At 67.9% G+C, this 21,291-nt stretch carries 20 protein-coding genes and 1 pseudogene; 12 read left to right on the top strand and 9 right to left on the bottom strand.

Annotation, left to right across the window (positions count from 1 at the left end):
* Positions 1 to 16 precede the first annotated feature (16 nt).
* On the bottom strand, positions 17 to 1,495 hold the full coding sequence (locus tag D579_RS0111140) for a leucyl aminopeptidase (protein ID WP_018952070.1): 1,479 nt from the start codon (positions 1,493 to 1,495) through the stop codon (positions 17 to 19).
* 88 nt (positions 1,496 to 1,583) lie between these two features.
* Between D579_RS0111140 and lptF the strand changes: the two genes are divergently transcribed.
* The 3 genes from lptF to D579_RS0111125 are packed head-to-tail and all read left to right on the top strand — an operon-like array spanning position 1,584 to position 4,422.
* A complete protein-coding gene (gene lptF / locus D579_RS0111135) occupies positions 1,584 to 2,711 on the top strand; it encodes an LPS export ABC transporter permease LptF (protein ID WP_018952069.1) in 1,128 nt (375 codons plus the stop codon).
* Complete coding sequence (lptG, locus tag D579_RS0111130) at positions 2,708 to 3,781, top strand: LPS export ABC transporter permease LptG (protein WP_018952068.1); 1,074 nt, start codon at positions 2,708 to 2,710, stop codon at positions 3,779 to 3,781. The genes lptF and lptG overlap by 4 nt, the downstream gene beginning before the upstream one ends.
* Complete coding sequence (locus D579_RS0111125; protein ID WP_018952067.1) at positions 3,778 to 4,422, top strand: GDSL-type esterase/lipase family protein; 645 nt, start codon at positions 3,778 to 3,780, stop codon at positions 4,420 to 4,422. The genes lptG and D579_RS0111125 overlap by 4 nt, the downstream gene beginning before the upstream one ends.
* 73 nt (positions 4,423 to 4,495) lie before the next feature.
* On the opposite strand, the gene D579_RS0111120 is transcribed toward D579_RS0111125, so the two are convergent.
* Positions 4,496 to 5,035 (bottom strand): RDD family protein, encoded by a 540-nt coding sequence (locus D579_RS0111120; RefSeq protein WP_018168182.1) that lies wholly within the window; start codon positions 5,033 to 5,035, stop codon positions 4,496 to 4,498.
* Between the two features lie 59 nt (positions 5,036 to 5,094).
* Between D579_RS0111120 and D579_RS0111115 the strand changes: the two genes are divergently transcribed.
* Entirely contained in the window at positions 5,095 to 5,448 is a 354-nt protein-coding gene (locus D579_RS0111115) for a PilZ domain-containing protein (protein WP_018168181.1), read from the top strand.
* Positions 5,449 to 5,467: 19 nt separating this feature from the next.
* Here the strand turns inward: D579_RS0111115 and glp are convergent, their stop codons facing one another.
* From glp to mobA, 3 genes are read right to left on the bottom strand one after another with little or no spacing between them, the layout of a single operon-like run.
* The gene (glp, locus tag D579_RS0111110) at positions 5,468 to 6,724 is read right to left on the bottom strand and encodes a gephyrin-like molybdotransferase Glp (RefSeq protein WP_018952066.1); all 1,257 of its coding nucleotides are present in this window, start codon (positions 6,722 to 6,724) and stop codon (positions 5,468 to 5,470) included.
* Between the two features lie 14 nt (positions 6,725 to 6,738).
* Positions 6,739 to 7,281 (bottom strand): molybdopterin-guanine dinucleotide biosynthesis protein B, encoded by a 543-nt coding sequence (gene mobB, locus D579_RS0111105; protein ID WP_018168179.1) that lies wholly within the window; start codon positions 7,279 to 7,281, stop codon positions 6,739 to 6,741.
* A 52-nt stretch (positions 7,282 to 7,333) separates the two neighbouring features.
* The gene (mobA, locus tag D579_RS0111100; protein ID WP_018168178.1) at positions 7,334 to 7,915 is read right to left on the bottom strand and encodes a molybdenum cofactor guanylyltransferase MobA; all 582 of its coding nucleotides are present in this window, start codon (positions 7,913 to 7,915) and stop codon (positions 7,334 to 7,336) included.
* A gap of 127 nt (positions 7,916 to 8,042) precedes the next feature.
* Here mobA and D579_RS0111095 point away from each other — a divergent pair, with 127 nt between their 5' ends.
* The 5 genes and pseudogenes from D579_RS0111095 to D579_RS14265 all read left to right on the top strand — a co-directional run.
* Positions 8,043 to 9,596: a nodulation protein NfeD gene (locus D579_RS0111095; protein WP_026289514.1), complete on the top strand. Its 1,554-nt coding sequence runs from the start codon at positions 8,043 to 8,045 to the stop codon at positions 9,594 to 9,596.
* Positions 9,597 to 9,635: 39 nt separating this feature from the next.
* Positions 9,636 to 10,454 (top strand): slipin family protein, encoded by an 819-nt coding sequence (locus D579_RS0111090; protein ID WP_018168176.1) that lies wholly within the window; start codon positions 9,636 to 9,638, stop codon positions 10,452 to 10,454.
* A 3-nt stretch (positions 10,455 to 10,457) separates the two neighbouring features.
* Complete coding sequence (gene xerD, locus D579_RS0111085; RefSeq protein WP_018168175.1) at positions 10,458 to 11,363, top strand: site-specific tyrosine recombinase XerD; 906 nt, start codon at positions 10,458 to 10,460, stop codon at positions 11,361 to 11,363.
* Positions 11,364 to 11,454: 91 nt separating this feature from the next.
* On the top strand, positions 11,455 to 12,168 hold the full coding sequence (locus D579_RS0111080) for a DsbC family protein (protein ID WP_018952064.1): 714 nt from the start codon (positions 11,455 to 11,457) through the stop codon (positions 12,166 to 12,168).
* Between the two features lie 431 nt (positions 12,169 to 12,599).
* Positions 12,600 to 12,890, top strand: a pseudogene (locus D579_RS14265) (OsmC family protein); the annotation flags it as partial.
* A 262-nt stretch (positions 12,891 to 13,152) separates the two neighbouring features.
* On the opposite strand, the gene trxA reads toward D579_RS14265, so the two are convergent.
* Positions 13,153 to 14,028 carry a thioredoxin gene (gene trxA, locus D579_RS0111070; RefSeq protein WP_018168052.1) on the bottom strand — a complete coding sequence of 292 codons (876 nt, stop codon included), beginning with the start codon at positions 14,026 to 14,028 and terminating at the stop codon, positions 13,153 to 13,155.
* A 132-nt stretch (positions 14,029 to 14,160) separates the two neighbouring features.
* Between trxA and parE the strand changes: the two genes are divergently transcribed.
* The gene (gene parE, locus D579_RS0111065; protein ID WP_018952063.1) at positions 14,161 to 16,047 is read left to right on the top strand and encodes a DNA topoisomerase IV subunit B; all 1,887 of its coding nucleotides are present in this window, start codon (positions 14,161 to 14,163) and stop codon (positions 16,045 to 16,047) included.
* Positions 16,048 to 16,088: 41 nt separating this feature from the next.
* Here parE and D579_RS0111060 read toward each other — a convergent pair whose 3' ends face one another.
* The 3 genes from D579_RS0111060 to D579_RS0111050 form a co-directional block, all read right to left on the bottom strand.
* Positions 16,089 to 17,192 (bottom strand): alkene reductase, encoded by a 1,104-nt coding sequence (locus tag D579_RS0111060; RefSeq protein ID WP_018952062.1) that lies wholly within the window; start codon positions 17,190 to 17,192, stop codon positions 16,089 to 16,091.
* A gap of 92 nt (positions 17,193 to 17,284) precedes the next feature.
* A complete protein-coding gene (locus D579_RS0111055; protein WP_081621411.1) occupies positions 17,285 to 18,439 on the bottom strand; it encodes a glycerate kinase in 1,155 nt (384 codons plus the stop codon).
* Positions 18,432 to 19,793: a GntP family permease gene (locus tag D579_RS0111050; RefSeq protein ID WP_018938810.1), complete on the bottom strand. Its 1,362-nt coding sequence runs from the start codon at positions 19,791 to 19,793 to the stop codon at positions 18,432 to 18,434. The genes D579_RS0111055 and D579_RS0111050 overlap by 8 nt, the downstream gene beginning before the upstream one ends.
* A gap of 123 nt (positions 19,794 to 19,916) precedes the next feature.
* Here D579_RS0111050 and D579_RS0111045 point away from each other — a divergent pair, with 123 nt between their 5' ends.
* Together D579_RS0111045 and D579_RS0111040 are read left to right on the top strand one after the other, a co-directional pair.
* Positions 19,917 to 20,486 (top strand): Spy/CpxP family protein refolding chaperone, encoded by a 570-nt coding sequence (locus tag D579_RS0111045; RefSeq protein WP_026289513.1) that lies wholly within the window; start codon positions 19,917 to 19,919, stop codon positions 20,484 to 20,486.
* A 73-nt stretch (positions 20,487 to 20,559) separates the two neighbouring features.
* The gene (locus D579_RS0111040; protein WP_026289512.1) at positions 20,560 to 21,213 is read left to right on the top strand and encodes a cupin domain-containing protein; all 654 of its coding nucleotides are present in this window, start codon (positions 20,560 to 20,562) and stop codon (positions 21,211 to 21,213) included.
* Positions 21,214 to 21,291 lie beyond the last annotated feature (78 nt).

The following is a 21,291-nucleotide window of genomic DNA, read 5'->3' as shown; positions in this document are numbered from 1 at the left end:
GCCCGCCGGACCGCGATCAGGCCTGGTCGAGCAGGTAGCGCATCAGCATCGGCACCGGGCGCCCGGTCGCGCCCTTTTCCTTGCCGCTCTTCCAGGCCACGCCGGCGATGTCGACATGCGCCCAGGTGTAGTCCTCGGTATAGCGCGACAGGAAGCAGGCGGCGGTGATGGTGCCGGCCGGGCGCCCGCCGATGTTGGCCATGTCGGCGAAATTGCTCTTCAGCTGTTCCTGGTACTCCGGCCACAGCGGGAGCTGCCAGGCGCGATCCCCGCTCTCTTCGCCGGCGGCCAGCAGGCCCTTGGCCAGACGCTCGTTGTTGCCGAGCACGGCCGCGCCCTGGTGCCCCAGCGCGATGATGCAGGCACCGGTCAGGGTGGCGATGTCGATCACCGCCTTCGGCTTGTAGCGCTCGACCCAGGTCAGGGCGTCGGCCAGGACCAGGCGGCCCTCGGCGTCGGTGTTCAGGATCTCCACCGTCTGCCCGGACAGGGTAGTGATGATATCGCCGGGGCGGGTCGCGCGGCCGTCGGGCATGTTCTCGGCACTGGTCACCACGCCGATCACATTGATCGGCAACTCCAGTTCGCAGCAAGCCTCGATCACGCCGAACACGCTGGCCGCGCCACACATGTCGTACTTCATCTCGTCCATTTCGGCACCGGGCTTGAGCGAGATGCCGCCGGTGTCGAAGGTGATGCCCTTGCCGACCAGGACCACCGGGGCGTCGCCCTTGTTGCCGCCGGAGTATTCCATGGCGATCAGGCGCGGCGGGCGCTCGGAGCCCTTGCCTACGGCCAGGATTGCGCCGGCGCCGAGTTTCTCCAGGTCCTTCTCGTCCAGCACCGTGGTCTTCAGCTTCTTGTGCTGCTTCGCCATTTCGCGCGCGGTGTCGGCCAGGCTCTCCGGGTAGCAGACATTCGGCGGGGTATTGCCCAGGTCCTTGGCGCGATTGACGCCGGTGGCGATCGCCGCAGCCTCGCTGCAGGCGCGCTTCGCCGCCTCGGCCTCGTCGCGCTCCACGCTGAGCTGGATCTTCTCCAGCTTCACCGGGGTGGTCTTCTCCTTGCCCTTGAACGGGGTGAAGCGGTAGGCGGCATCCGAGATCGCCGCCACCAGGGTATGCACCGTCCAGGCGATGTCCTTGCCGCGCGGCTGGAAGTCCGCCACCGCGATCACCGCGCTGGTGGCGGGGCGCTCGACCAGGGCGGCCGCCAACGTCTGCGCCGCCTTGCGCGCGGCGCGGGCGTCGAAGTCTTTCTTCGCGCCCAGGCCGATCAGGAGTGCGTTACCCTTGCCTCCACCGGTAGGCAGCAACAGCCGGCTGCCGGCCTCGCCGTCCATCTCGCCGGCCTTCAGCAGGGCGGTGATCTCGCCATCGCGCGCGGCATCCAGGGCGGTGGCGCCCGCGGCCGGCTTGCGCTTGTGGGCGATCCCGGCGGCGCGGATGCCGGCGCGGGGTTTGTCGAGGGTCGAGGTGGTGACGGAGAATTGCATGAATGCCTCCCGAAAATGAGTTCGATCATGGTACCAGCGCCAAGCGGCGCCCGACCACGCGCCGCGCGGGCCGCGGGGTAATGCGCGCATGATCCTGCGCCGCGCCGAGCGTCTTATCGCCCGCGAGCTGCTGGTCACGCAGACCGCGGTCACCGTCGTGCTGTTGCTGGTGATCATCGGCGGCGTGTTGGGGCGGGTGCTGCGCGATGTCGCCGAGGGCAGTATCCCCGTGGATTTCCTGCCGGGCATGGTCGCCTTCGGCGCGTTCAAGGGCATTGTGTTCCTTTGGCCGGTGGCGCTGTTCCTGGCCTTCATGCTGGTGCTGGGCCGGTTGCAGCGCGACAGCGAGCTGGTGGCGCTGCAGGCCAGCGGCATGTCCTTCGCCGCGTTTTATCGCGCGCTGTTCTGGGTGGCTGCGCCAGCCACGCTGCTGTTGCTGGTGCTGATGACGCTGGTGGTGCCACGCACCGAGGCCCAGATCGATCAACTGCGCGACCTCGCCGAGACACGCTCCGACCTGGTCGGCATCACGCCCGGGCGCTTCCTGCGCTCGCGGGTTGGCGAGCAGGTCTTCTTCGCCGAGCGCTTGAGCGAGGACCGCGAGGCCCTGCTCGAGGTGTTCATCTACCGCGAGGTCGACGGCGAGGCGCAGGTGACCGTAGCCGAGCGCGCGATTCCCGACCCGGGGGCCGAGGGTAGTGGTTTCCTGATCCTCGAGAACGGCTATCGCCATGTCGGCGTGCCCGGCGAGGGCAGCTTCCGCATGCTCGAGTTCGAGCGACTGCGGACCCAGATCACCGAACCGGATGCCGGGGCCGGGCGGCGCTCGCTGAACGCGATGTCGACGCTTCAGCTGTGGGCGGAGCGTGATCGGCCGGAACACCGTGCGGAGCTCGAATGGCGCATTGCGATGCCACTGTCCATCCTGGTGCTGACCCTGATTGCACTGCCGCTGGCCCAGGTGCCGCCCCGTTCCGGGCGTTATGCCCGCATCCCGGCGGCGATCGGCGTCTATGTGCTGTACGCGAACTTCCTGATCCTGGGGCAGGGGCAGCTGGCGGACGGCCGCACGCCACTGGCCCTGGGGCTCTGGTGGACGCACGGCCTGATGCTGGTTCTCTGGCTGTGGCTGGCCTGGCGCAAGGGCATGCTGGGCCTTGGCCGGGGCGCGGGTGGCGGCCCTCGCCGCGTCGAGCGTGACGAGGTGGCTTCGTGACGACCGTGCTGGGTCGCTACATCATGCGTCAGGTCCTGATCGGGACGGCGCTGGCCGTGGTCCTGCTGGTGGCGCTGGATGCGGTCTTCGCGCTGATTGACGAGCTGCGTGACACCGGGCGTGGCAACTATGGCCTGACCGAGGCGCTGCTGTATGTGGCGCTGACCCTGCCGCGGCGGATGTACGACATGCTGCCCCCGGCGGCGCTGCTCGGCGGACTGCTGTGGCTGGGCAATCTGGCTGCCAACAGCGAGCTGACCGCGATGCGGGCCGCCGGGATGACGCTTGGGCGCTTCATCGGCTGGGTGATGCAGGCCGGGCTGGTGGTCGTGGTGGTGATGGTGGTGGTCGGCGAATTCTTCGCCCCGGCCGCCGAGAGCCGCGCACAGAACCTGAAGGCCAGCGCCTTCGATGAACAGCTGAGTGTGAGCCCCATCGGGCTCTGGGCGCGCGATGGCCAGCGCATGGTGCAGGCGGATGCGGTGCTGCCGGGCAATCGCCTGATCGGCGTACGCATCATCGAGGTGGATGCGAACCGCGAGCCGCGCGAGATCACGCGCGCCCAGAGCGCGCAGTACGAGGACGGGGCCTGGCGGCTGCAGGGCGTGGAGCGTTCGCGGCTGTCGCTGGAGCGCGTCGAGGCCGAACGCCTGGAGGAGGAGACCATCGAGCGCCTGATCGCGCCGGAGTACTTCGACGTACTGGTGGTCGAGCCGAGCCAGATGGCGGCGCAGAACCTGGCGCGCTATATCGACTACCTGCAGGAAAATCGCCTGGACTCGGCCCCCTACGAGGTCGCGTTCTGGCAGCGACTGACCCTGCCGGCCAGCACCTTCGTGATGCTGCTGCTGTCGATCCCGTTCCTGTTCGGCTCGCAGCGCGAGGGTGGTGCCGGGCGGCGCCTGTTCATCGGCATCGCCATCGGCGTGTCGTTCGCCATCGTGATGCGCGCGATGACCCATCTGGGGCTGGTCTACAACCTGCCCCCGGTGGTTGCGGCGAGCCTGCCGGTGGTGCTGTTCCTGATCCTTGCGCTGGTGGCGCTGCAACGCATGGGGCGTCAGACATGAGGGGCTGGCTGCGCGGCGGGTTCCTGATCCTGCTGGCGGCCCTTCTGGCGGCCTGTGGTGGCGCGGGCCCGGGCGACTTCGAGCCACTCCCGCGCCAGGCCACGGTGCTCGCCTTCGGCGACAGCGTGACCCACGGGACCGGGGCGGGCTCGGGCGAGGACTATCCGGCGCGGCTGGCGGCGATCACCGGCTGGACGCTCATCAACGACGGGGTGCCGGGCGACCGCGCCAATAGCGCCCGCGGGCGCCTGGAGCCCAGCCTGCGCGAACACCAGCCGGACCTGGTGCTGATCTGGCTGGGCGGCAACGACTTTCTGCGCCAGCGCGATCCCGCCGCGGTCAAGGAGGATTTGCGCGCCCTGGTGGCAGCGGTGCATGAACACGGGGCCCAGCCATTGCTGCTGGGGGTGCCGCGGGCCTCGGCCCTGGGGGCCGCCACCGGGCGCCTGCGGGACGATCCGATCTATCGCGAACTCGCCCGCGAGGAACAGGTGGCCCTGATCGAGGGCGTGCTCTCCGGCGTGTTGTCCGAGCGCGAGCTGCGCGCCGACCCCGTGCACCCCAACGCCCGTGGTTACCGTCGCATCGCCGACGAGATTGCCGAGGCCCTGGACGACCTCGGCCTCTGGCTCGCCCCCTGATGGCTGTTCACCACGAAGCGCCCTTCTTCGTGTCTTCGTGCGCTTCGTGGTGAAACAAACAACCGGTCCGAGATCAGCTCTTGCGGTTCTGTTTCCAGCGCGGCTTGGCGAGACCCTGGATGCGTACCAGTTCGGTGCTGGAGAGCCAGTCGTGCAGCATCCAGCGGCGCGGGTGGAACTGCGACAGGCCGAGCGCGAACAGCGCCGCCGCCGTGACCACGGTGATTGCCACGGCGCCGTGCTCGCGCACCGCCCAGATCGCCATCAGGATTACTAGCCACTGGGCCACCGCGACCAGGTAGCGCAGGGTGGCCTGCCAGGCATTGACCGCGTGGCCCCCCTCGGTGCGCAGCTGGATGTTCCAGGCCTGCATGCCAAGTGTCTGTCCGGTGCGGGTCCAGAACCAGTAGAAGAAGCCCCAGGCCACGATCAGGTTGAGCACGAAGTGCACACGCGGCGAGTACAGCCCGGTGGTATTGCCGAGGACAACCACCAGCAGGCCAAGGACCATCCAGATCGCCACCAGCAGCAGGGCATCGTAGACGATGGCGGCCAGGCGGCGGAGCAGGCTGGTCGGCTGGCCGTCGACGGACGAGGCGGCGGTTTCGGTCATGGGATTCCCGGATGGTTCTGGATTTGGCCGCAGGCGCGGAGTGGGCGTAGTCTTGCCGTATGGAGCGACGCTTTCAACGTATCCCTCTGGAATTTCCGGCTACCCTGCTCACCGACGGCGGGGACTGCGCGGTTCGCGTGGAGGATATCTCCCTGAAGGGGGTGCTGCTGGAGGGCGCGGATCTTCCGGTCCTGGCCGATGGGGACGAGGTCAGCGTCGATATCCCGCTCAGCGGCGAGGCGCGCATCACCGTCGAGGGCCGCGTGTGCTGGCACGAAGGCCTGTGGCTGGGCGTGGAGATCGAGGCGATGCCGCTCGAATCCGCCTCGCACCTGCGGCGCCTGGTCGAGCTCAACCTGGGTGACGAGGCCCTGCTGGAGCGGGAATTCGCCGCGCTCGTCCAGTCCCCCTGAGCGCGGGCGGAAACCCGGGTTACACCTCCGGGAAGATCTCCCGGAACGGCAGCACCTCCACCCAGTCCCCCGCCCGGGCCCCGCTGGACTCGCGGGGCAAAACCACGTAGGCGTTGGCCTCGCTCATCGCGCGCAGCTGGTGCGAGCCCTGGCCGCCGGCGGCGCGGACCACCCAGCCGCGGTCGTCGGTCTCGAGTAACGCGCGCTGGAAGTCCTTGCGGCCCGGGGTCTTGTACAGATCCTCCAGCAGGCGGGCGTTCAGGGTCTGCGGCTCGGTCGCGTCGCGCCCGGCCAGCTGCAGCAAGGCCGGGCGCACCAGCAGGGCGAAGGTGGTCATCACCGCCACCGGGTTGCCGGGCAGGCCGAAGAAATGCGCGCGGCCGAACTGTCCGAATGCCAGTGGCCGTCCGGGCTTGATCGCCAGCTTCCAGAAACCGACTTGTCCCGAGGCCTGCAGTACGCGGGTCACGTGATCGGCATCGCCCACCGAGACGCCCCCGGTGGTGATGATCATGTCCGCGTCCGCACCGGCCCGGGTCAGGGCTCGTGAGACCTCCGCCTCGGTGTCGCGGATCACGCCGTAGTCCAGTACCTCCACCGGATAGGCGCTCAGCAGCGCGCGCAGGGTGTGGCGGTTGCTGTCGTGGATCTGTCCCGGGCCCAGCGGTTGATCGACGGGGACCAGTTCGTCCCCGGTCGAGAAGAAGGCCACGCGCGGCCGGCGCAGCACGCTTACCCGGGCGATACCCTGACTGGCCAGGACCCCGATCTCGGCGGCGCCGATGCGCTGCCCGGAAGCATATAGCGGGCTGCCGGCGGCGGTGTCACTGCCCGGTCCACGGATGTTGTGTCCCGTTGTCAGGCCGCCGTTTTGCAGGGTGATCGATTCCCCGTCCCGCTGCACCTGCTCCTGCATGATGACCAGTTCGGCCCCGGCCGGGACGACCGCGCCGGTCAGGATGCGCAGGCACTGGCCGGGCTGCAGCTCGCCATCCCAGGGATGCCCGGCCGCCGATGTGCCCATCAGTGCGAGACAGGCCCCGTCCGTTGCGTCCGCGGCGCGCAGGGCGTAGCCATCCATGGCCGAGACCGCCGCCGGTGGCACGTCGATGCGTGCGTGAATCGGCTGGGCCAGGGTGCGCCCGAGGGCCTCTTCCAGCGTGACCTGTTCGCTCTGGGTGATCGTCCGGCAGGCCTCCAGGATCGCGGCACGGGCCTGTTCCAGGGTCTTGGCGCTGGGGTCGAATTCGTCGCAACCGGGGGCAGCCTCGGGCATGGGATGTCTCCGCTTCAGGGATGGATATTCAGGTAGTCGATGATGAAGGCAGCCACTGCGTCGGGGTCGTTGACCGGCAGCAGTGGGCCGTCGAAGTCCAGGGTCGGGGCATCGGTGGCCACCGCGATCACCCCGGCGACCTCGCGGTACAGCGGCGGCTTGCCGACCGACGGGCGGTGCACCTCGATCTTCGGCAGGTCCCACTGCTTGAAGCCCTCGACCAGGATCAGGTCGGAGCGTCGCGGGTCCAGCCGCGCGCACAGCATGTCGAGATCCGGCACGCGGCCGTCGTCGGTCTCCGGCGTCTCCACCATCAGGGCGTAGCGCCGCCCGGAGGCGACCAGCATCTGGTCCGCCCCGGAGTGGCGCAGCTCAAAGCTGTCCTTGCCCGGCTTGTCCACGTCGAACTCGTGGTGGGCGTGCTTGATCATTGCCGGGCGCAGGCCGCGGGCGCGCAGGGCCGGGATCACGCCCTTGAGCAGGGTGGTCTTGCCGCTGCCGCTCCAGGCGGCGAAGGCGATGCGGGGCAGGGGCGAGGGGATGGTCGGTTGGGTCATGGGCGTCGTTCCCGGGCACTGCGGTTCGGGATCGAAAGTATAGCGATCATGATCAGTCCCTCCCCAGGTCATCCGGTGTGTTGATGTTGGCGAACGCCTGCGGCTGATCGGAGAAATCGACGGGGATTGCCCCCATGTCGCGAAACCAGCGTCCTGCGGCCAGGGACCCGCGCTCCAGGTCGTCCAGCAGGGCCTGCGCCAGGGTCGGGCGCAGCAGCGCGAACAGCGGCTGCAGCCGTTCGCCGTCGTGGGCGACCGCGGCCGGGGCGTGTTCCCGGTCCACGGCCTGTTGCAGGCGTTCGCCGAGATCCCGCGGGCAATGCGGGGCGTCCACCGGGGCGCACAGGAGGTTCTGGCCGGGGAAGGCTGCGAAGGCCGCCGCGATCCCGGCCAGCGGGCCGCGGTAATCCGGGTGCCGATCGCACAGACAGGGAAACCCCAGCGCCCGATAGCGGTCGATATCGGTATTGCTGCTGATGGCCAGCTGTGCGGCCTGGGGCTGCAGGCGCTCGATCGCGTGTTCGATCAGCGGGCGCCCGTGGTACTCGACCCAGCCCTTGTTGCACCCGCCCATGCGGCGGCCCTGGCCGCCGGCCAGGATCACGGCGGTGAGGGTTTCGGGCGGGGTCTGCATTGCCTGCGTTTCCATGCGGGTCTGCGGGTTCGGCGCCGGTCCGGGCTTTGGTTTATCGTGGTGGTGTCGGCTGTCGCGTGTGCGCACGCAGTGTACGACGAATCCATCCTGACGGGAGAGGAAGCCCATGCGGGTTCCATTCGGGCGCAACGCGGGACAGGGCGGATGGCGCCCTTGGCGACATCTGTTGTGGCTGGCCTTGCTGGTGCTCGGTGCGGGCTGGCTGGTCGCGGCGAGTATGGCCGATACCGGGGATCGCCACGGCCTGATGCTGACCGTGGAGGACGCCATCGGCCCGGCCACCGGCGATTACATCCGTCGCGGCATTGAACGCGCGGAGGCGGAAGACGCCGAGATCCTGATCCTGATGCTGGATACCCCCGGCGGACTGGATTCCAGTATGCGCAGCATCATCAAGAACGTCCTGCAATCGGACGTGCCGGTGGTGACGTATGTCCACCCGGCCGGCTCGCGCGCGGCCAGTGCCGGGACCTACATGCTCTATGGGTCGCATGTTGCGGCCATGACCCCGGCCACCAATCTGGGGTCGGCCACGCCGGTGCAGATGGGGGGCGGTGGGCTCCCGGGCATGGATCCGCCGGAAGCGGGCGAGGACGCCCGCGACGACGAGGACGCCGACGAGGCCCGTGGCGACGCGCGCGACGATGATACGGATACGGCGGCGGACGGTAACGGAACGGCCAATGGCGAGGTGGAGCCGGCCAGCGAGGAAGAGCTGCTGGAGGACGAGGCGGCCCCGCGGCGTGGCGACGACGCGATGGGGCGGAAGGTGCTGGAGGACGCGGTCTCGTACATACGCGGTCTGGCCGAGCGTTATGATCGCAACGCCGACTGGGCGGAGGAGACGGTACGCGAGGGTTCCAACCTGACCGCCTCCGCGGCGCTGGAGCAGAACGTCATCGACTTTGTGGCGGACAACCTGGACGACCTGCTCGCCCAGATCGACGGGCATACCGTGCGCATGCACGACGGTGAGCGCACACTCTCCACCGAGGGACTGGAGATCGTGCGCATGGACCCGGACTGGCGCACCCAGTTGCTGTCCGTGATCACCAACCCGAACATTGCCTATATCCTGATGCTGCTGGGGATCTACGGCATCATCTTCGAGCTGGCCAATCCGGGCGCGATCTATCCCGGCGTGATCGGCTCGATCGCGCTGATCCTGGCGTTCTTCGCGCTGCAGGTGATGCCGGTGAACTATGCGGGTCTGGCGCTGATGCTGCTGGGGATGATCTTCATGATCGCGGAGGCCTTTGTGCCCAGTTTCGGGGCCCTGGGCATAGGAGGAATCGTGGCGTTTACGACCGGTTCGATTATTTTGTGGGACGATCCCAACCTGAATGTGGCTCTGCCGCTGGTGATTGGCACGGCCATCGCCATCGGCATCCTGTCGGTCTGGGTGTTGGGCCGGTTGTTCAAGCTGCGTGGCAAGAAGCCCGCCACCGGTTATGAAGAGATGATCGGCATGGTCGGCGAGGCACGCGAGGACTTTGAACGCAGCGGCCGGGTCTGGGTCCACAGCGAGCAGTGGAACGCGGAGACCTCGGCACCCGTGCGCGAGGGGCAGAAGGTGCGGGTGACCGCCATCGACGGACTCAAGTTGCAGGTCGAACCCGCGACCGAAGAGGACACCCCGGGCACTGCATCGACCGGCTGACCGGTCGGTGCAGTACTCACAACGTAGAAGGAGCAGGACATGAACGATCTCGGTTTCTTTGTCGTTCCGCTAGTCATCCTGATCGCCATCATCGTGATGTCGATCAAGGTGCTGCGCGAGTACGAGCGTGGCGTCATCTTCTTTCTGGGGCGGTTCCAGGCAGTCAAGGGTCCGGGCCTGATCATCGTCATCCCGGGCATCCAGCAGATCGTGCGGATCGATCTGCGCATCATCACCCTCGATGTGCCCAGTCAGGACGTGATCTCCCAGGACAACGTGACGGTACGGGTCAACGCGGTGCTGTACTTCCGCGTGGTGGATTCGGCCAAGTCGGTGATCCAGGTGGAGGACTACTACGCCGCGACCAGCCAGCTGGCGCAGACCACATTGCGCTCGGTCCTCGGCAAGCATGATCTCGACGAGATGCTCTCCGAGCGCGACAAGCTGAACAACGACATCCAGGAGATCCTCGACTCGCAGACCGACGCCTGGGGCATCAAGGTCACCAACGTCGAGATCAAGCACGTCGACCTGGACGACTCGATGATCCGTGCGATCGCCCGCCAGGCCGAGGCCGAGCGCGAACGCCGCGCCAAGGTCATCCACGCCGAGGGCGAACTGCAGGCGGCCGAGAAGCTGGTGCAGGCCGCGCAGAAGATGGAAGCGAGCCCGGCCGCGCTGCAGCTGCGCTACCTGCAGACCATGGCCGACATGTCGACCAACGGCACCGCCAACAGCATCTTCTTCCCGCTGCCGCTGGAACTGACCAAGGTGTTCGAGAGCCTGGCCGGAAAATTCCGCGCCGAGACCCCGGGGGCACCGGGCAATCCGGGCAATCCCGGGGGCGGCCAGCCGTAACGCGTGACCAGCGCCGAGACGACCTCGTCGCCCCTCGATCGTTTCCTGGACGAGCTCTGGGCGGTCGAGGGGCTCTCCGATCACACCCTGGCGGCGTACCGCCGCGACCTGGAGGGCCTGGCGCACTGGCTGGAGCCCAGGGGCGTGGACCTGGAGACCGCCGGGGCGCCCGACCTGCTGGGGTACATCAGCGCGCGCATGCAGGCCGGGGCCCGGCCGAAGTCCATTACCCGGGCGCTGTCCAGCATCCGGCGTTTCTATCGCTATCGGGTCTATCAGGGCGAGCGCGAGGATGACCCCAGTGCCGGGATCGAATCGCCCCGCGCCGGACGCCCGTTACCGGCCAGTCTGTCCGAGGCCCAGGTGGACGCCCTGTTGCAGGCGCCCGACCTCGAGACCGCTGTGGGCCTGCGCGACCGCGCGATGCTGGAGCTGATGTACGCCACTGGCCTGCGCGTGTCGGAACTGGTGGGCCTGGAGCAGTCGGAGGTGAACAGCCGTCAGGGCGTGGTGCGCATCACCGGCAAGGGCGACAAGGAACGCCTGGTGCCGCTGGGCGAGGAGGCGGCGCACTGGCTGGCCCGTTTCCAGCGCGAGGCGCGGCCGGACCTGATGGATGGCCACCCGCCCTGCGAGGCGGTGTTTGTCACCCGCCGCGGGCGCGGGCTGACGCGCCAGGCCTTCTGGTACCGTATCAAGGCTCATGCACGGAGTGCCGGCATCGAATCGCCATTGTCGCCGCATACCCTGCGCCACGCCTTCGCGACCCACCTGCTCGATCACGGGGCGGACCTGCGCGTGGTGCAGATGCTGCTGGGCCACAGCAGCCTCTCGACCACGCAAATCTATACCCACGTCGCACGCGCCCGCCTGCAAAGCCTGCATGCGGAACATCATCCCCGCGGCTGACGTCTACTACGCACTCTTGCCAGCTTTCGCAGGTTCCCCGCGTGGGGGCTGCTAGACTGGCTCCGTTTTCTGTACTGACACGAGAGAATCCATGCTCCTGAAACGCGTTCTTCCCCTTGCCGCGGCCCTGGCCGTGTTCAGCACCCCGGTCATGGCGACCGATGCCATCGAGGAAACCATGGCCCGGGTGATTCCGGATGCCGAGGCCGACAGCATCCGGGAGACCCCGATGGCTGGCATCTACGAGGTGCGCTATGGCACCGATATCCTCTATGTGTCCGGGGACGGCCGCTATCTGATTCAGGGCAGCCTGGTCGATCTGGACACCCGCGAGAACCTGACCCAGGCCGCGCTCAGCGGGGTGCGCGCCGACATGTTCGCCGCCATCGGCGACAGCGAGCTGGTGACCTACTCGCCGAACGGTGACACTCGCGGTGTGCTGAACATCTTCACCGACCCGAACTGCCCCTACTGCCGCGAAATCCACCAGGACCTGCCGGAGTATCTGGCGGCTGGCATCAAGGTGCGCTACCTGATGTTCCCGGTCCTCGGTCGCGATTCTCCGGAGATCATGGATCGCATCTGGTGCGCGGATGACCGCGAAGACGCGATGGATCGGGCCAAGGAAGGCGACAAGCTGAACGACATCGACGGCAGCTGCGCCACGCCGCAGGATCAGCACATGGCCATGGGCCAGCAACTTGGGCTGCGCGGCACCCCGGCACTGATCACGGAGAGCGGACAACAGATGTCCGGCTACCAGGAACCGCAGGCGGTGATCGAGCGCATCCTCGGCAGTAACTGATATCCAGGCGCCGGGTCGCGCATTGCGATCCGGCTGCGGGATGGAGATGACATGCTTGAGTATCAGCTGAACGTCGAACGGGTGGACGCGCACGGCAGCCTGGCGCACGCCAAGCAGGCCGAAGTCACCCTGGACACCGACATGGACGGGCGCGACGATGCTTAGGGAGACGCTGATTGAATCGCGCATCCGCGTTGGCGCCCCAGGTTTTCCGAGACAAGGCGCGGTGCGCAGCCGGTAGTGGTGCTACCGGCAAGGGCCGCAACGCAGGATCGGGGAACCTGGGGTGCCAACCCCGAAGGGGCTCGGCCGCTTTTGCGCGCGCACGGCGTTGCGGCTCCCTTGTGCAGAATGACTGCACGGCAGTCACCGCGCCTTGTTCGCACGCAAAAGCGACTCGAGCGCGGATGCGCGATTCAATCAGCGTCTCCCTTGGTCCCCCGGAGCTTTTGCTGGCGTCACTCGGTGCCTGCATGGTGCGCGGCATCCAGCGCGCCCTGCCGATGCTGCGCATGGAGGTGGACAGCATCTCCATCCAGTTGCGCGGCTGGCGCCAGGACGACCCACCGGCCATCGCGAAGATCGAGTATCGCGTCGAGGTCGGCACCGATGCCGATGAGGAAATGGTCGAGCTGCTGCACCGCAACGTGCAGAAGGGCACCATCTACTCCACCCTTGCCGCCGGCACCCAACTCACCGGCGAGGTCGTCGCCAGGCAATAGGTCGTGCAACAGGTGGGAAGCCCCCTGTGGGAGCGAGCTTGCTCGCGAAGCCCCCGCCCGCGCTTGACCTGCACACCGCGGTTCCCGTCGCAGGGGAATCTCGGATCGATGGTGGTTGACCAGCGCCCGATCGCCGAGGGGCTCGGCTCCTGCACGTCGATATCCGGGGATACCGACGTGCAGGAGGCCAGCCTCTGGCCGATGGGGCGTGGTCGAGGCCATAGCCGGTTGGAGGGATGCTGCGCCGGTAACCGGGCCCTGTTCAGTAGAGCAGCGACGCCATCTGCCGTCGATACTGCCCGACCAGCGGGTGGTCATCCCCCAGCACCTTGAACGCGGCCAGCAGGCCCTGCTGGCCGGCCCCATCGTTATAGGCGCGGTGCTGCTTCATGAGTTGCAGGTAAAGTCCCAGCGCCTCCTCGGCGCGTCCGGAGAGCATCGCGTAGGCGGCCATTTGCTCCAGCGCCTCGGGGCGCGGGTCGCCTGTCTGCAGTTCTTTCGCCAGCGCCTGCGGGTCGACGCCGGCCGCCGTCTTGGCAAACACCAGGCGGGCGCGCAGGGTCTTGGCCTCTTCCTTCTCGCTTTGATCCAGCGGCAGTTTGGCGAGTTCGGTCTCGGCCGCCTCGGGATCGCCGGACTGGGCCAGGGCGCGCGCCAGCTCGATGCGCAGGTCGCCGTTGTCGGGGTCCTCCTCCAGCGCGGCCTTGAGGGTTGCCAGGGCGCCGTCCACGTCGCCGGTCTTGGCCTGCTCGCGCGCCTGTTCGATCAGCTTGTCGGAGGGCTTCTCCAGGTACTGGTCGATCATCGCGCGGATGTTCGGCTCCGGCTGCACGCCCATGAACTGATCCGCCGGCTTGCCGTGGCGAAAGATCATGACGGTCGGCAGGCTGCGCACACCGTATTGCTGTGCCAGGGCCTGCTGCTCGTCGCTGTTGACCTTGGCCAGGCGGAACTTGCCGGCGTACTGCGTGGCGAGCTGCTGAAGTAGCGGCATCAACTGCTGGCACGGTCCGCACCAGGCGGCCCAGAAATCCACGACCACCGGGCGCTGGTGGGACTCGTCCAGCACCGCTTGCTGGAAGTTTTCCTGCGTGACGTCGAGGATATCGTCGCCGGTTGCGCTTGCGGCTTCTGCCATGGGAACCCTCCTGAAAACACTTGAATACGAAATCTGCACAGCATTGTTGGGATCATGGGGGCGATTGCAAGCAGCCCTGATTTGCTACCCTTCGCGCATCCGCGAGTGCGCAATCGACACAGGAACCATCACGTGAGCTATTCCGCATCCGATATCGAGGTCCTCGAGGGGCTGGACCCGGTGCGCAAGCGCCCGGGCATGTACACCGACACGACCCGCCCGAACCACCTGGCGCAGGAGGTGATCGACAACTCGGTGGACGAGGCGATCAGCGGCCACGCCAAGCGCATCGATGTGATCCTGCACAAGGACGACTCGGTCTCGGTCAGCGACGACGGCCGCGGCATGCCGGTAGACCTGCATCCGCGCGAAAAGCGCCCGGGGGTCGAGGTGATCCTGTCCACCCTGCACGCGGGCGGGAAGTTCTCGGACAAGAACTACCAGTTCTCCGGCGGCCTGCACGGGGTTGGCGTGTCGGTGGTGAACGCGCTGTCGAAGTTGCTGGAGATCCAGATCAAGCGTGACGGGCGCGAGTACCGCATGGCCTTCTCCGGCGGTTACAAGACGCAGGACCTGGAGGCGGTCGGCGACGTCGGCAAGCGCAATACCGGGACCACGCTGCATTTCTGGCCGGACCCACAGTACTTCGATTCGCCGCGGTTCTCGGTGCCCCGGCTCAAGCACATCCTGCGCGCCAAGGCCGTGCTGTGCCCGGGCCTGACCGTGACCTTCCGCGACGAGACGACTGGCGAGGCCTGCGAATGGTGCTACGCCGCCGGGCTGCGTGACTACCTGGTGGAGGCCCTGGACGGCCTGGAGCGCCTGCCGGAGGAGCCGTTCATGGGTTCGATTGCCGGGGCGACCGAGGCGGCCGACTGGGCCGTGACCTGGCTGCCGGAGGGCGGCGAGGTGGTCAGCGAGAGCTACGTGAACCTGATCCCGACCACCCAGGGCGGTACCCATGTGAACGGCCTGCGCACCGGCCTGACCGAAGCGGTCCGCGAGTTCTGCGAGTTTCGCAGCCTGATTCCGCGCGGCATCAAGCTGGCCCCGGAGGATGTCTGGGAGCGGGTGGCCAGCGTGCTGTCGTTCAAGATGCAGGACCCGCAGTTCGCGGGGCAGACCAAGGAGCGTCTGTCCTCGCGCCAGGCTGCGCCGTTTGTCTCCGGCGTGGTCAAGGACGCCTTCAGCCTGTGGCTGAACCAGCACCCGCAGCAGGGCGAGCGCATCGCGGAACTCTCGATCCAGAACGCACAGAAGCGCCAGCGCGCCGGCCGCAAGGTGGTGCGCAAGAAGATTACCCAGGGCCCGACCCTGCCGGGCAAGCTGGCCGACTGCGCCAGCCAGGACCTCGAGCGCACCGAGCTGTTCCTGGTCGAGGGCGACTCGGCCGGCGGCTCCGCCAAGCAGGCCCGTGATCGCGACTTCCAGGCAATCATGCCGCTGCGCGGCAAGATCCTGAACTCATGGGAGGTGGACCCGGACCAGGTGCTCGGCTCGCAGGAGATCCACGACATCTCCGTGGCCCTGGGCGTGGACCCGGGCCAGGCCAGCCTGGACGGGCTGCGCTACGGCAAGGTCTGCATCCTGGCCGATGCCGACTCCGACGGCGCGCATATCGCCACGCTCTTGTGCGCATTGTTCCTGAAGCACTTCCGGCCGCTGGTGGAGCGGGGGCACGTGTATATCGCCATGCCGCCGCTTTATCGTGTAGACGTCGGCAAGCAGACCTTCTACGCCCTGGACGACGACGAGAAGGCTGGCGTGCTGGAGCGCATCGAGGCAGAAAAACTGAAGGGCAAGATCTCCGTGACCCGTTTCAAGGGGCTGGGCGAGATGAACCCGCTACAGCTGCGCGAGACCACCATGAACCCGGACACCCGGCGCCTGGTGCAGCTCACCCTCGACGCCGCCGACGACACCATGCAGCTGATGGATATGCTGCTCGGCAAGAAACGCGCCGGCGAGCGCCGCGCCTGGCTGGAGGGCAAGGGCCACCTGGCCGACGTCGCCGTCTAGTTAATTCAGAGGCCCTGCCGACGGCCGGAAAGAGCCACGGGTCACGTGAGCGCCGGGTAGTCGGTGTAGCCGTGTTCGTCGCCGCCGTAGAAGGTGGCTTCGTCCCACTCGTTGAGCGGGGCACCCTGGCGGAAGCGCTCGGGCAGGTCCGGGTTGGCGATGAACGGGCGGCCGAAGGTGACCAGGTCACAGCGGCCGGCAGCGATGCGCTCGCGGGCCTCGTCGGCGCTGTAGGCGCCGTTGCCGATGTAGGTTCGGCTGAAGCGCGCGCGGATGGCGTCGATGATGGATTCCGGGCGGCCGGTTTCGTGATTGCCCTGGAAGGAGTCCTCCACCACCTCGATGTAGGCGATGCCGGTGGCGTCCAGGGCCTCGGCGAAGGCGCTGTAGGTTTCCAGCGGATCATCATCGTGCATGCCGTTGAAACTGCCGGTCGGGCTCACGCGGATGCCTACGCGCTCCGGCCCCCAGATCTCGACCACCGTGCGCACCACCTCCAGCGGCAGGCGGATGCGGTTCTCCACCGAGCCCCCGTAGGCGTCGGTGCGGTGGTTGCTGCCACTGCGGATGAACTGGTCCAGCAGGTAGCCGTTGGCGGCGTGGATCTGCACGCCGTCGAAGCCCGCCGCCTTGGCATTCTGCGCGCCCTGGCGATACTGCTCCACGATGCCCGGCAACTCGTCGAGTTCCAGCGCGCGCGGCTCCAGTACTTCAACCATGCCGGATTCGGCACTGATGAAGGTATAGGCGCCCTCCGGCTGGATGGCGGAAGGGGCGACTGGCTTCTGACCGTCGGGTTGCAGCTCCGGGCGCGAGATGCGGCCGACGTGCCACAGCTGCGCCTGGATGCGTCCCCCGCCGCCATGCACGGCCTCGGTGACCTTGCGCCATCCGTCCACCTGCTCCTGCGAGTGGATGCCCGGCGTGAACGCATAGCCCTTGCCCTGCGGCGAGACCTGCGTCGCCTCGCTGATGATCAGGCCGGCACCGGCGCGCTGCGCGTAGTACTCGGCGTTCAGATCAGTGGGCACGTCGCCTGGCTGCCCGGCGCGCGAGCGCGTCAGCGGGGACATCAGCACCCGGTTCGGCAGCTCCAGCGGGCCCAGGCTGTAGGGGCGAAAAAGCGCGTCATCGTGCTTGGTCATGGGGTCTTCCTTTGGGTTCGTATCGATCCGTGCTGCGAGTCGGACCGGGATCAACCGAACACGTTCCTTTCAGACGGGAGCATTCCGCTGATTCACGGTCGGACACCCGGTTCGGCCGCCTCGATCAGGGCACGGGTGCGCTCGGCGATGTAGTGTGCGGGGCGGGCCAGGGCCTGGTCCAGGGTGATGCTGCCGTCGCACAGGGCGCGGGCGTCGCTCAGGCCGAAGTCGCCGATCTCGGCCTCGTCGCAGGCGATGGCGCCGGCGACCGCCACCACTGGCACCCGCAGCTCGCGGGCGCGGCGCACGACTTCTGCCACCACCTTGCCGTGCGAGGTCTGGCCGTCCAGCTGGCCCTCGCCGGTGATGACCAGGTCGGCCTCGCGGATCGCGGCATCCAGCCCGATCAGTTCGGCCAGGTAGCCCGCGCCCATGCGCGCGCTACCGCCGAGGACGCAGTCCAGTGCGAAGCCCAGTCCGCCGGCGGCGCCGGCGCCCGGGGTGTCCGTGGGACGATGGAGGTGCCCGGCGGCATCAATGCAACGGGCCAGGTGCTCCATGTGCCCATCCATCGCCGGGATGTCGGCCGCCTTCAGGCCCTTTTGCGGGCCGAACACCGCCGCCGCGCCATCCGGCCCCGTCAGGGGGTTGTCGACGTCGTTCAGCACCGTGATGTCGATGCGGGCCAGGCGCGGGTCCAGCGCGTCGAAGTCGACCCGTACGAGATCGGCCAGGCCCGCCGGGTGGGGCGCAAGCGCGTGCCCCTCGGCATCCAGGAAGCGCACGCCCAGGGCGGCCAGCATGCCCGCGCCGCCGTCCACCGTGCCGCTGCCGCCGAGGCCGATCATCAGGTGTTCGGCGCCGGCGTCCAGGGCCGCCCGCATCAGTTCGCCGACGCCGAAGCTGTGGAGCTGCCAGGGGTCGTGCCGGTCGTCGGGGATTCGGTCCAGCCCGCAGGCGGAGGCGACATCGATCACGGCCCGCTGCTCGCGGTGATCGCAGCCCCAGCCAGCGCTCAGGTGGGCGCCGGTGGGGCCGGTCACATCCGACAGGTGCCAGGCCCAGCCAAGGGTGTGGCTGACCAGCCGCGCCGTCCCCTCGCCGCCATCCGCCATGGGCAGGGAGCGTACCCGGGCATCCGGTCGGGCGGCGTGCACCCCGCGGGCCATGGCGGCGGCCACGTCCTCGGCCTCCAGGCTGCCCTTGTAGCTGTCCGGGCAAACGACGACCCGGAGTCGTTCAGACAAAGATCAGGCCCAGGATGTAGATGGTGATCATCGCGCTGATGCCCTGTAGCAACGTGGCGGTGGTGAACACCTTGTACGCGGTGGACACCTTCATGCGGCTGAACTGGGTGACCACCCAGAAGAAGCTGTCGTTGGCGTGCGAGACGGTCATCGCACCGGCACCCACCGCCATCACGGCCAGGACCATCCCCATGGTCGAATCCAGCCCCAGCGAGGCCAGCATCGGCGCGATCATGCTGGAGGCGGTGACCAGTGCCACGGTGGACGAGCCCTGGGCGGACTTCAGCGCCGCCGCGATCAGGAACGGCACCAGCAGGCCCAGGCCCAGACCGCTCAGCAGGTCGCCCAGCTGATCGCCGATCGGGGTCTCGCGCAGCACGTTGCCGAAGGCGCCGCCGGCCCCAGTGATCAGGATGATCGGGGCCGCCAGAAGGATCGCGTCGACCGTCATCTGGTGGAAGCGGTCCTTGATGCCGGCGCCCTTGATCAGCAGCAGCGCGAAGATCACGCCGATGGCCAGCGCCACGACTGGGGTGCCGAGGAAGATCAGTGCGCTGGCGAATATCCCGGCCTCGGTGTCGCGGGTGGCCAGCAAGGCAACGGAGCCGATGGAGATCAGCACGATGGGTGCCAGGATCGGCATGAACGCGCCCAGCGTGGTCGGGCGGTGCTCCAGCTTGATCTCTTCCCTCTCGACCTCCTGCCCGGTGGCCTCGCTGATCGGGTCCGGTTCCAGCAGCTCTTCGTCATTGGCATGCGCGTAGCGGCTGGCCCACAGCCAGCCCACCGCGGCCGCCACCGCGGAGACGAACAGCCCCACCAGGATCACCAGGCCCAGGGCATCGGCGATGCCGATGTTGCTGGCGGCCGCAATCGGGCCGGGGGTGGGCGGCACGAAGTTGTGCGTGGCGAACAGCCCGGTCGCCAGCGCGACACTCATGGCCACCACCGAGATGCCGGCGGTCTTGGCCAGCGCGTTCTTCAGCGAGTTCAGGATCACGTAGCCGGAGTCGCAGAACACCGGGATGGATACGATGTAGCCGATGATCGAGACCGTCAGGGTGGGGAAGCGGTCGGACAGCGCGCGGATGATCGCCTCCGCCATCACCACGGCCGCGCCGGTGCGGTCGAGGATGACCCCGATGATCGTGCCCAGGGCGATCACGATGCCGATGTAGCCCAGGGTGCTGCCGAAGCCGTCGTTGATGACGCTGATCGCCTCGCGCGGCGCGATGCCGCCGATGAGTGCCATCGCGAAGGCGGCGATCAGCAGGGCGAGGAACGGATGTACGCGCAGTTTCGCGGTGGCGAACACCAGCGCGGCGACGACCACAATCAATCCGATAATCAGCATGTCGCGTCCTTTTGCCTTCTTATGAGTATCGATCCGGAGTCTAGACGTCCGTGAGCGATTCGGTGTCCCATGATCGATCGGGGGCTACAATCCAGACGCCATTGCTTGCCAGGGGATTCCTTCATGCATCGTGTTATCGCTTTTTCGGGGTTGATGGGCGCGAGCCTTGCGTTGGTGATGTCCGCATCGGCCGCGGCCAATCCGTATTCCGGGTTGCAGGAGCGCGAGATCAAGGCACTCTCCGCGCAGGAGACCGAGGACCTCCTGGAAGGGCGCGGCATGGGGATGGCGCTGCCGGCCGAGCTGCACGGCTACCCGGGCCCGCTGCATGTGCTGGAGGTGGCCGAGGAACTGAACTTGACGGCCGAACAACACCGCGAGACCGAGCGGCTGTTCGAGACCATGCGCGAGCAGGCGCGCGAACTGGGCCGGCGCATCGTGGAGCGTGAAAGCGAGCTGGACGCGCGCTTCGCGGAGGGCGGGATCTCCAGCGATACCATCGAGACGCTCACGGTCGAGATCGGCGAGCTGCGCGGCCGCCTGCGCCACCTGCACCTGTCCTACCACCTGAAGATGGACGCATTGCTCAGCGACGAGCAGAAGGCGCGCTATCGGCAGGCCCGCGGTTATCACGGCGAGGCGGAAGACCGCCCGGATGGCCATCATCACGGCCATCCGGGCCACCACCACTGAATGCCCGTGCCCTTCCCGGCAAGGAACTAATTGCGTGGCACCGCGTTCGACTGAAGAGACGATCGGAGCGCGCATGACGGGAGCCCTGAACCTGGATCTGAACCGGCCGGCGGTCGTGGAGACGGCGGCGCAGCCCTGGAGCGGAAGCCGTGCCGACGGCGTGGTGCGCAAGCCGCTGGAGCGCGAACAGGCGGAAGCGGGCCGCGCCACCAGCATCGTGCAGTTCCAGCCCGGAGCCCGCTTCCCGCCGCACACGCATGCGCTGGGCGAGGAGATCCTGGTACTGGACGGCGTGTTCTCCGACGAAACCGGTGAATATCCCGCTGGCACCTACCTGCGCAATCCGCCGGGTTCCCGCCATACGCCGCACTCGGGTCCCGGCTGCACGTTGTTCGTGAAGCTGGAGCAGTTCGCGCCCGAGGACCGCGAGAAGGTGGTGGTCGATACCCACTCGGCGCCCTTCCAGCCGGGCATCGGCGGCTTGCGCGTCCTGCATCTGCACAGCTTTGGGACCGAACACACCGCACTGGTGCACTGGCCGGCGGGGGAGCATTTCCAGCCCCACCGGCACTGGGGCGGCGAGGAGATCCTGGTGCTGTCCGGCGAATTCATCGACGAGCACGGACGCTATCCCGCCGGCACGTGGATCCGCAGCCCGCATTCGAGTCAGCATGATCCCTGGGTGGAGGAGGAGACGCTGATCTACGTGAAGACCGGTCACCTGTGATGCCCTGCGCCCGGGCTTGCGCTTTCACAGGGTAAGGTGACCGAAGGCGCCCGGGCCGGGTACAGGGACCCCCTTACA

The sequence above is a fragment of the Thioalkalivibrio sp. AKL12 genome (assembly GCF_000377925.1).
In the GTDB taxonomy this organism is placed as follows: Bacteria; Pseudomonadota; Gammaproteobacteria; order Ectothiorhodospirales; family Ectothiorhodospiraceae; genus Thioalkalivibrio; species Thioalkalivibrio versutus.
Note: the sequence above shows the minus strand (reverse complement) of the source record. Positions and strands in the feature narration are given on the sequence as shown.

Bases quoted from the DNA above. Each gene is read 5' to 3' on its own strand.
- D579_RS0111140 (WP_018952070.1), bottom strand. From the start codon at position 1,495: ATGCAATTCTCCGTCACCACCTCGACCCTCGACAAACCCCGCGCCGGC.
- lptF (WP_018952069.1), top strand. From the start codon at position 1,584: ATGATCCTGCGCCGCGCCGAGCGTCTTATCGCCCGCGAGCTGCTGGTC.
- D579_RS0111125 (WP_018952067.1), top strand. From the start codon at position 3,778: ATGAGGGGCTGGCTGCGCGGCGGGTTCCTGATCCTGCTGGCGGCCCTT.
- D579_RS0111120 (WP_018168182.1), bottom strand. From the start codon at position 5,035: ATGACCGAAACCGCCGCCTCGTCCGTCGACGGCCAGCCGACCAGCCTG.
- D579_RS0111115 (WP_018168181.1), top strand. From the start codon at position 5,095: ATGGAGCGACGCTTTCAACGTATCCCTCTGGAATTTCCGGCTACCCTG.
- glp (WP_018952066.1), bottom strand. From the start codon at position 6,724: ATGCCCGAGGCTGCCCCCGGTTGCGACGAATTCGACCCCAGCGCCAAG.
- mobB (WP_018168179.1), bottom strand. From the start codon at position 7,281: ATGACCCAACCGACCATCCCCTCGCCCCTGCCCCGCATCGCCTTCGCC.
- mobA (WP_018168178.1), bottom strand. From the start codon at position 7,915: ATGCAGACCCCGCCCGAAACCCTCACCGCCGTGATCCTGGCCGGCGGC.
- D579_RS0111095 (WP_026289514.1), top strand. From the start codon at position 8,043: ATGCGGGTTCCATTCGGGCGCAACGCGGGACAGGGCGGATGGCGCCCT.
- D579_RS0111090 (WP_018168176.1), top strand. From the start codon at position 9,636: ATGAACGATCTCGGTTTCTTTGTCGTTCCGCTAGTCATCCTGATCGCC.
- D579_RS0111080 (WP_018952064.1), top strand. From the start codon at position 11,455: ATGCTCCTGAAACGCGTTCTTCCCCTTGCCGCGGCCCTGGCCGTGTTC.
- trxA (WP_018168052.1), bottom strand. From the start codon at position 14,028: ATGGCAGAAGCCGCAAGCGCAACCGGCGACGATATCCTCGACGTCACG.
- D579_RS0111060 (WP_018952062.1), bottom strand. From the start codon at position 17,192: ATGACCAAGCACGATGACGCGCTTTTTCGCCCCTACAGCCTGGGCCCG.
- D579_RS0111050 (WP_018938810.1), bottom strand. From the start codon at position 19,793: ATGCTGATTATCGGATTGATTGTGGTCGTCGCCGCGCTGGTGTTCGCC.
- D579_RS0111045 (WP_026289513.1), top strand. From the start codon at position 19,917: ATGCATCGTGTTATCGCTTTTTCGGGGTTGATGGGCGCGAGCCTTGCG.
- D579_RS0111040 (WP_026289512.1), top strand. From the start codon at position 20,560: ATGACGGGAGCCCTGAACCTGGATCTGAACCGGCCGGCGGTCGTGGAG.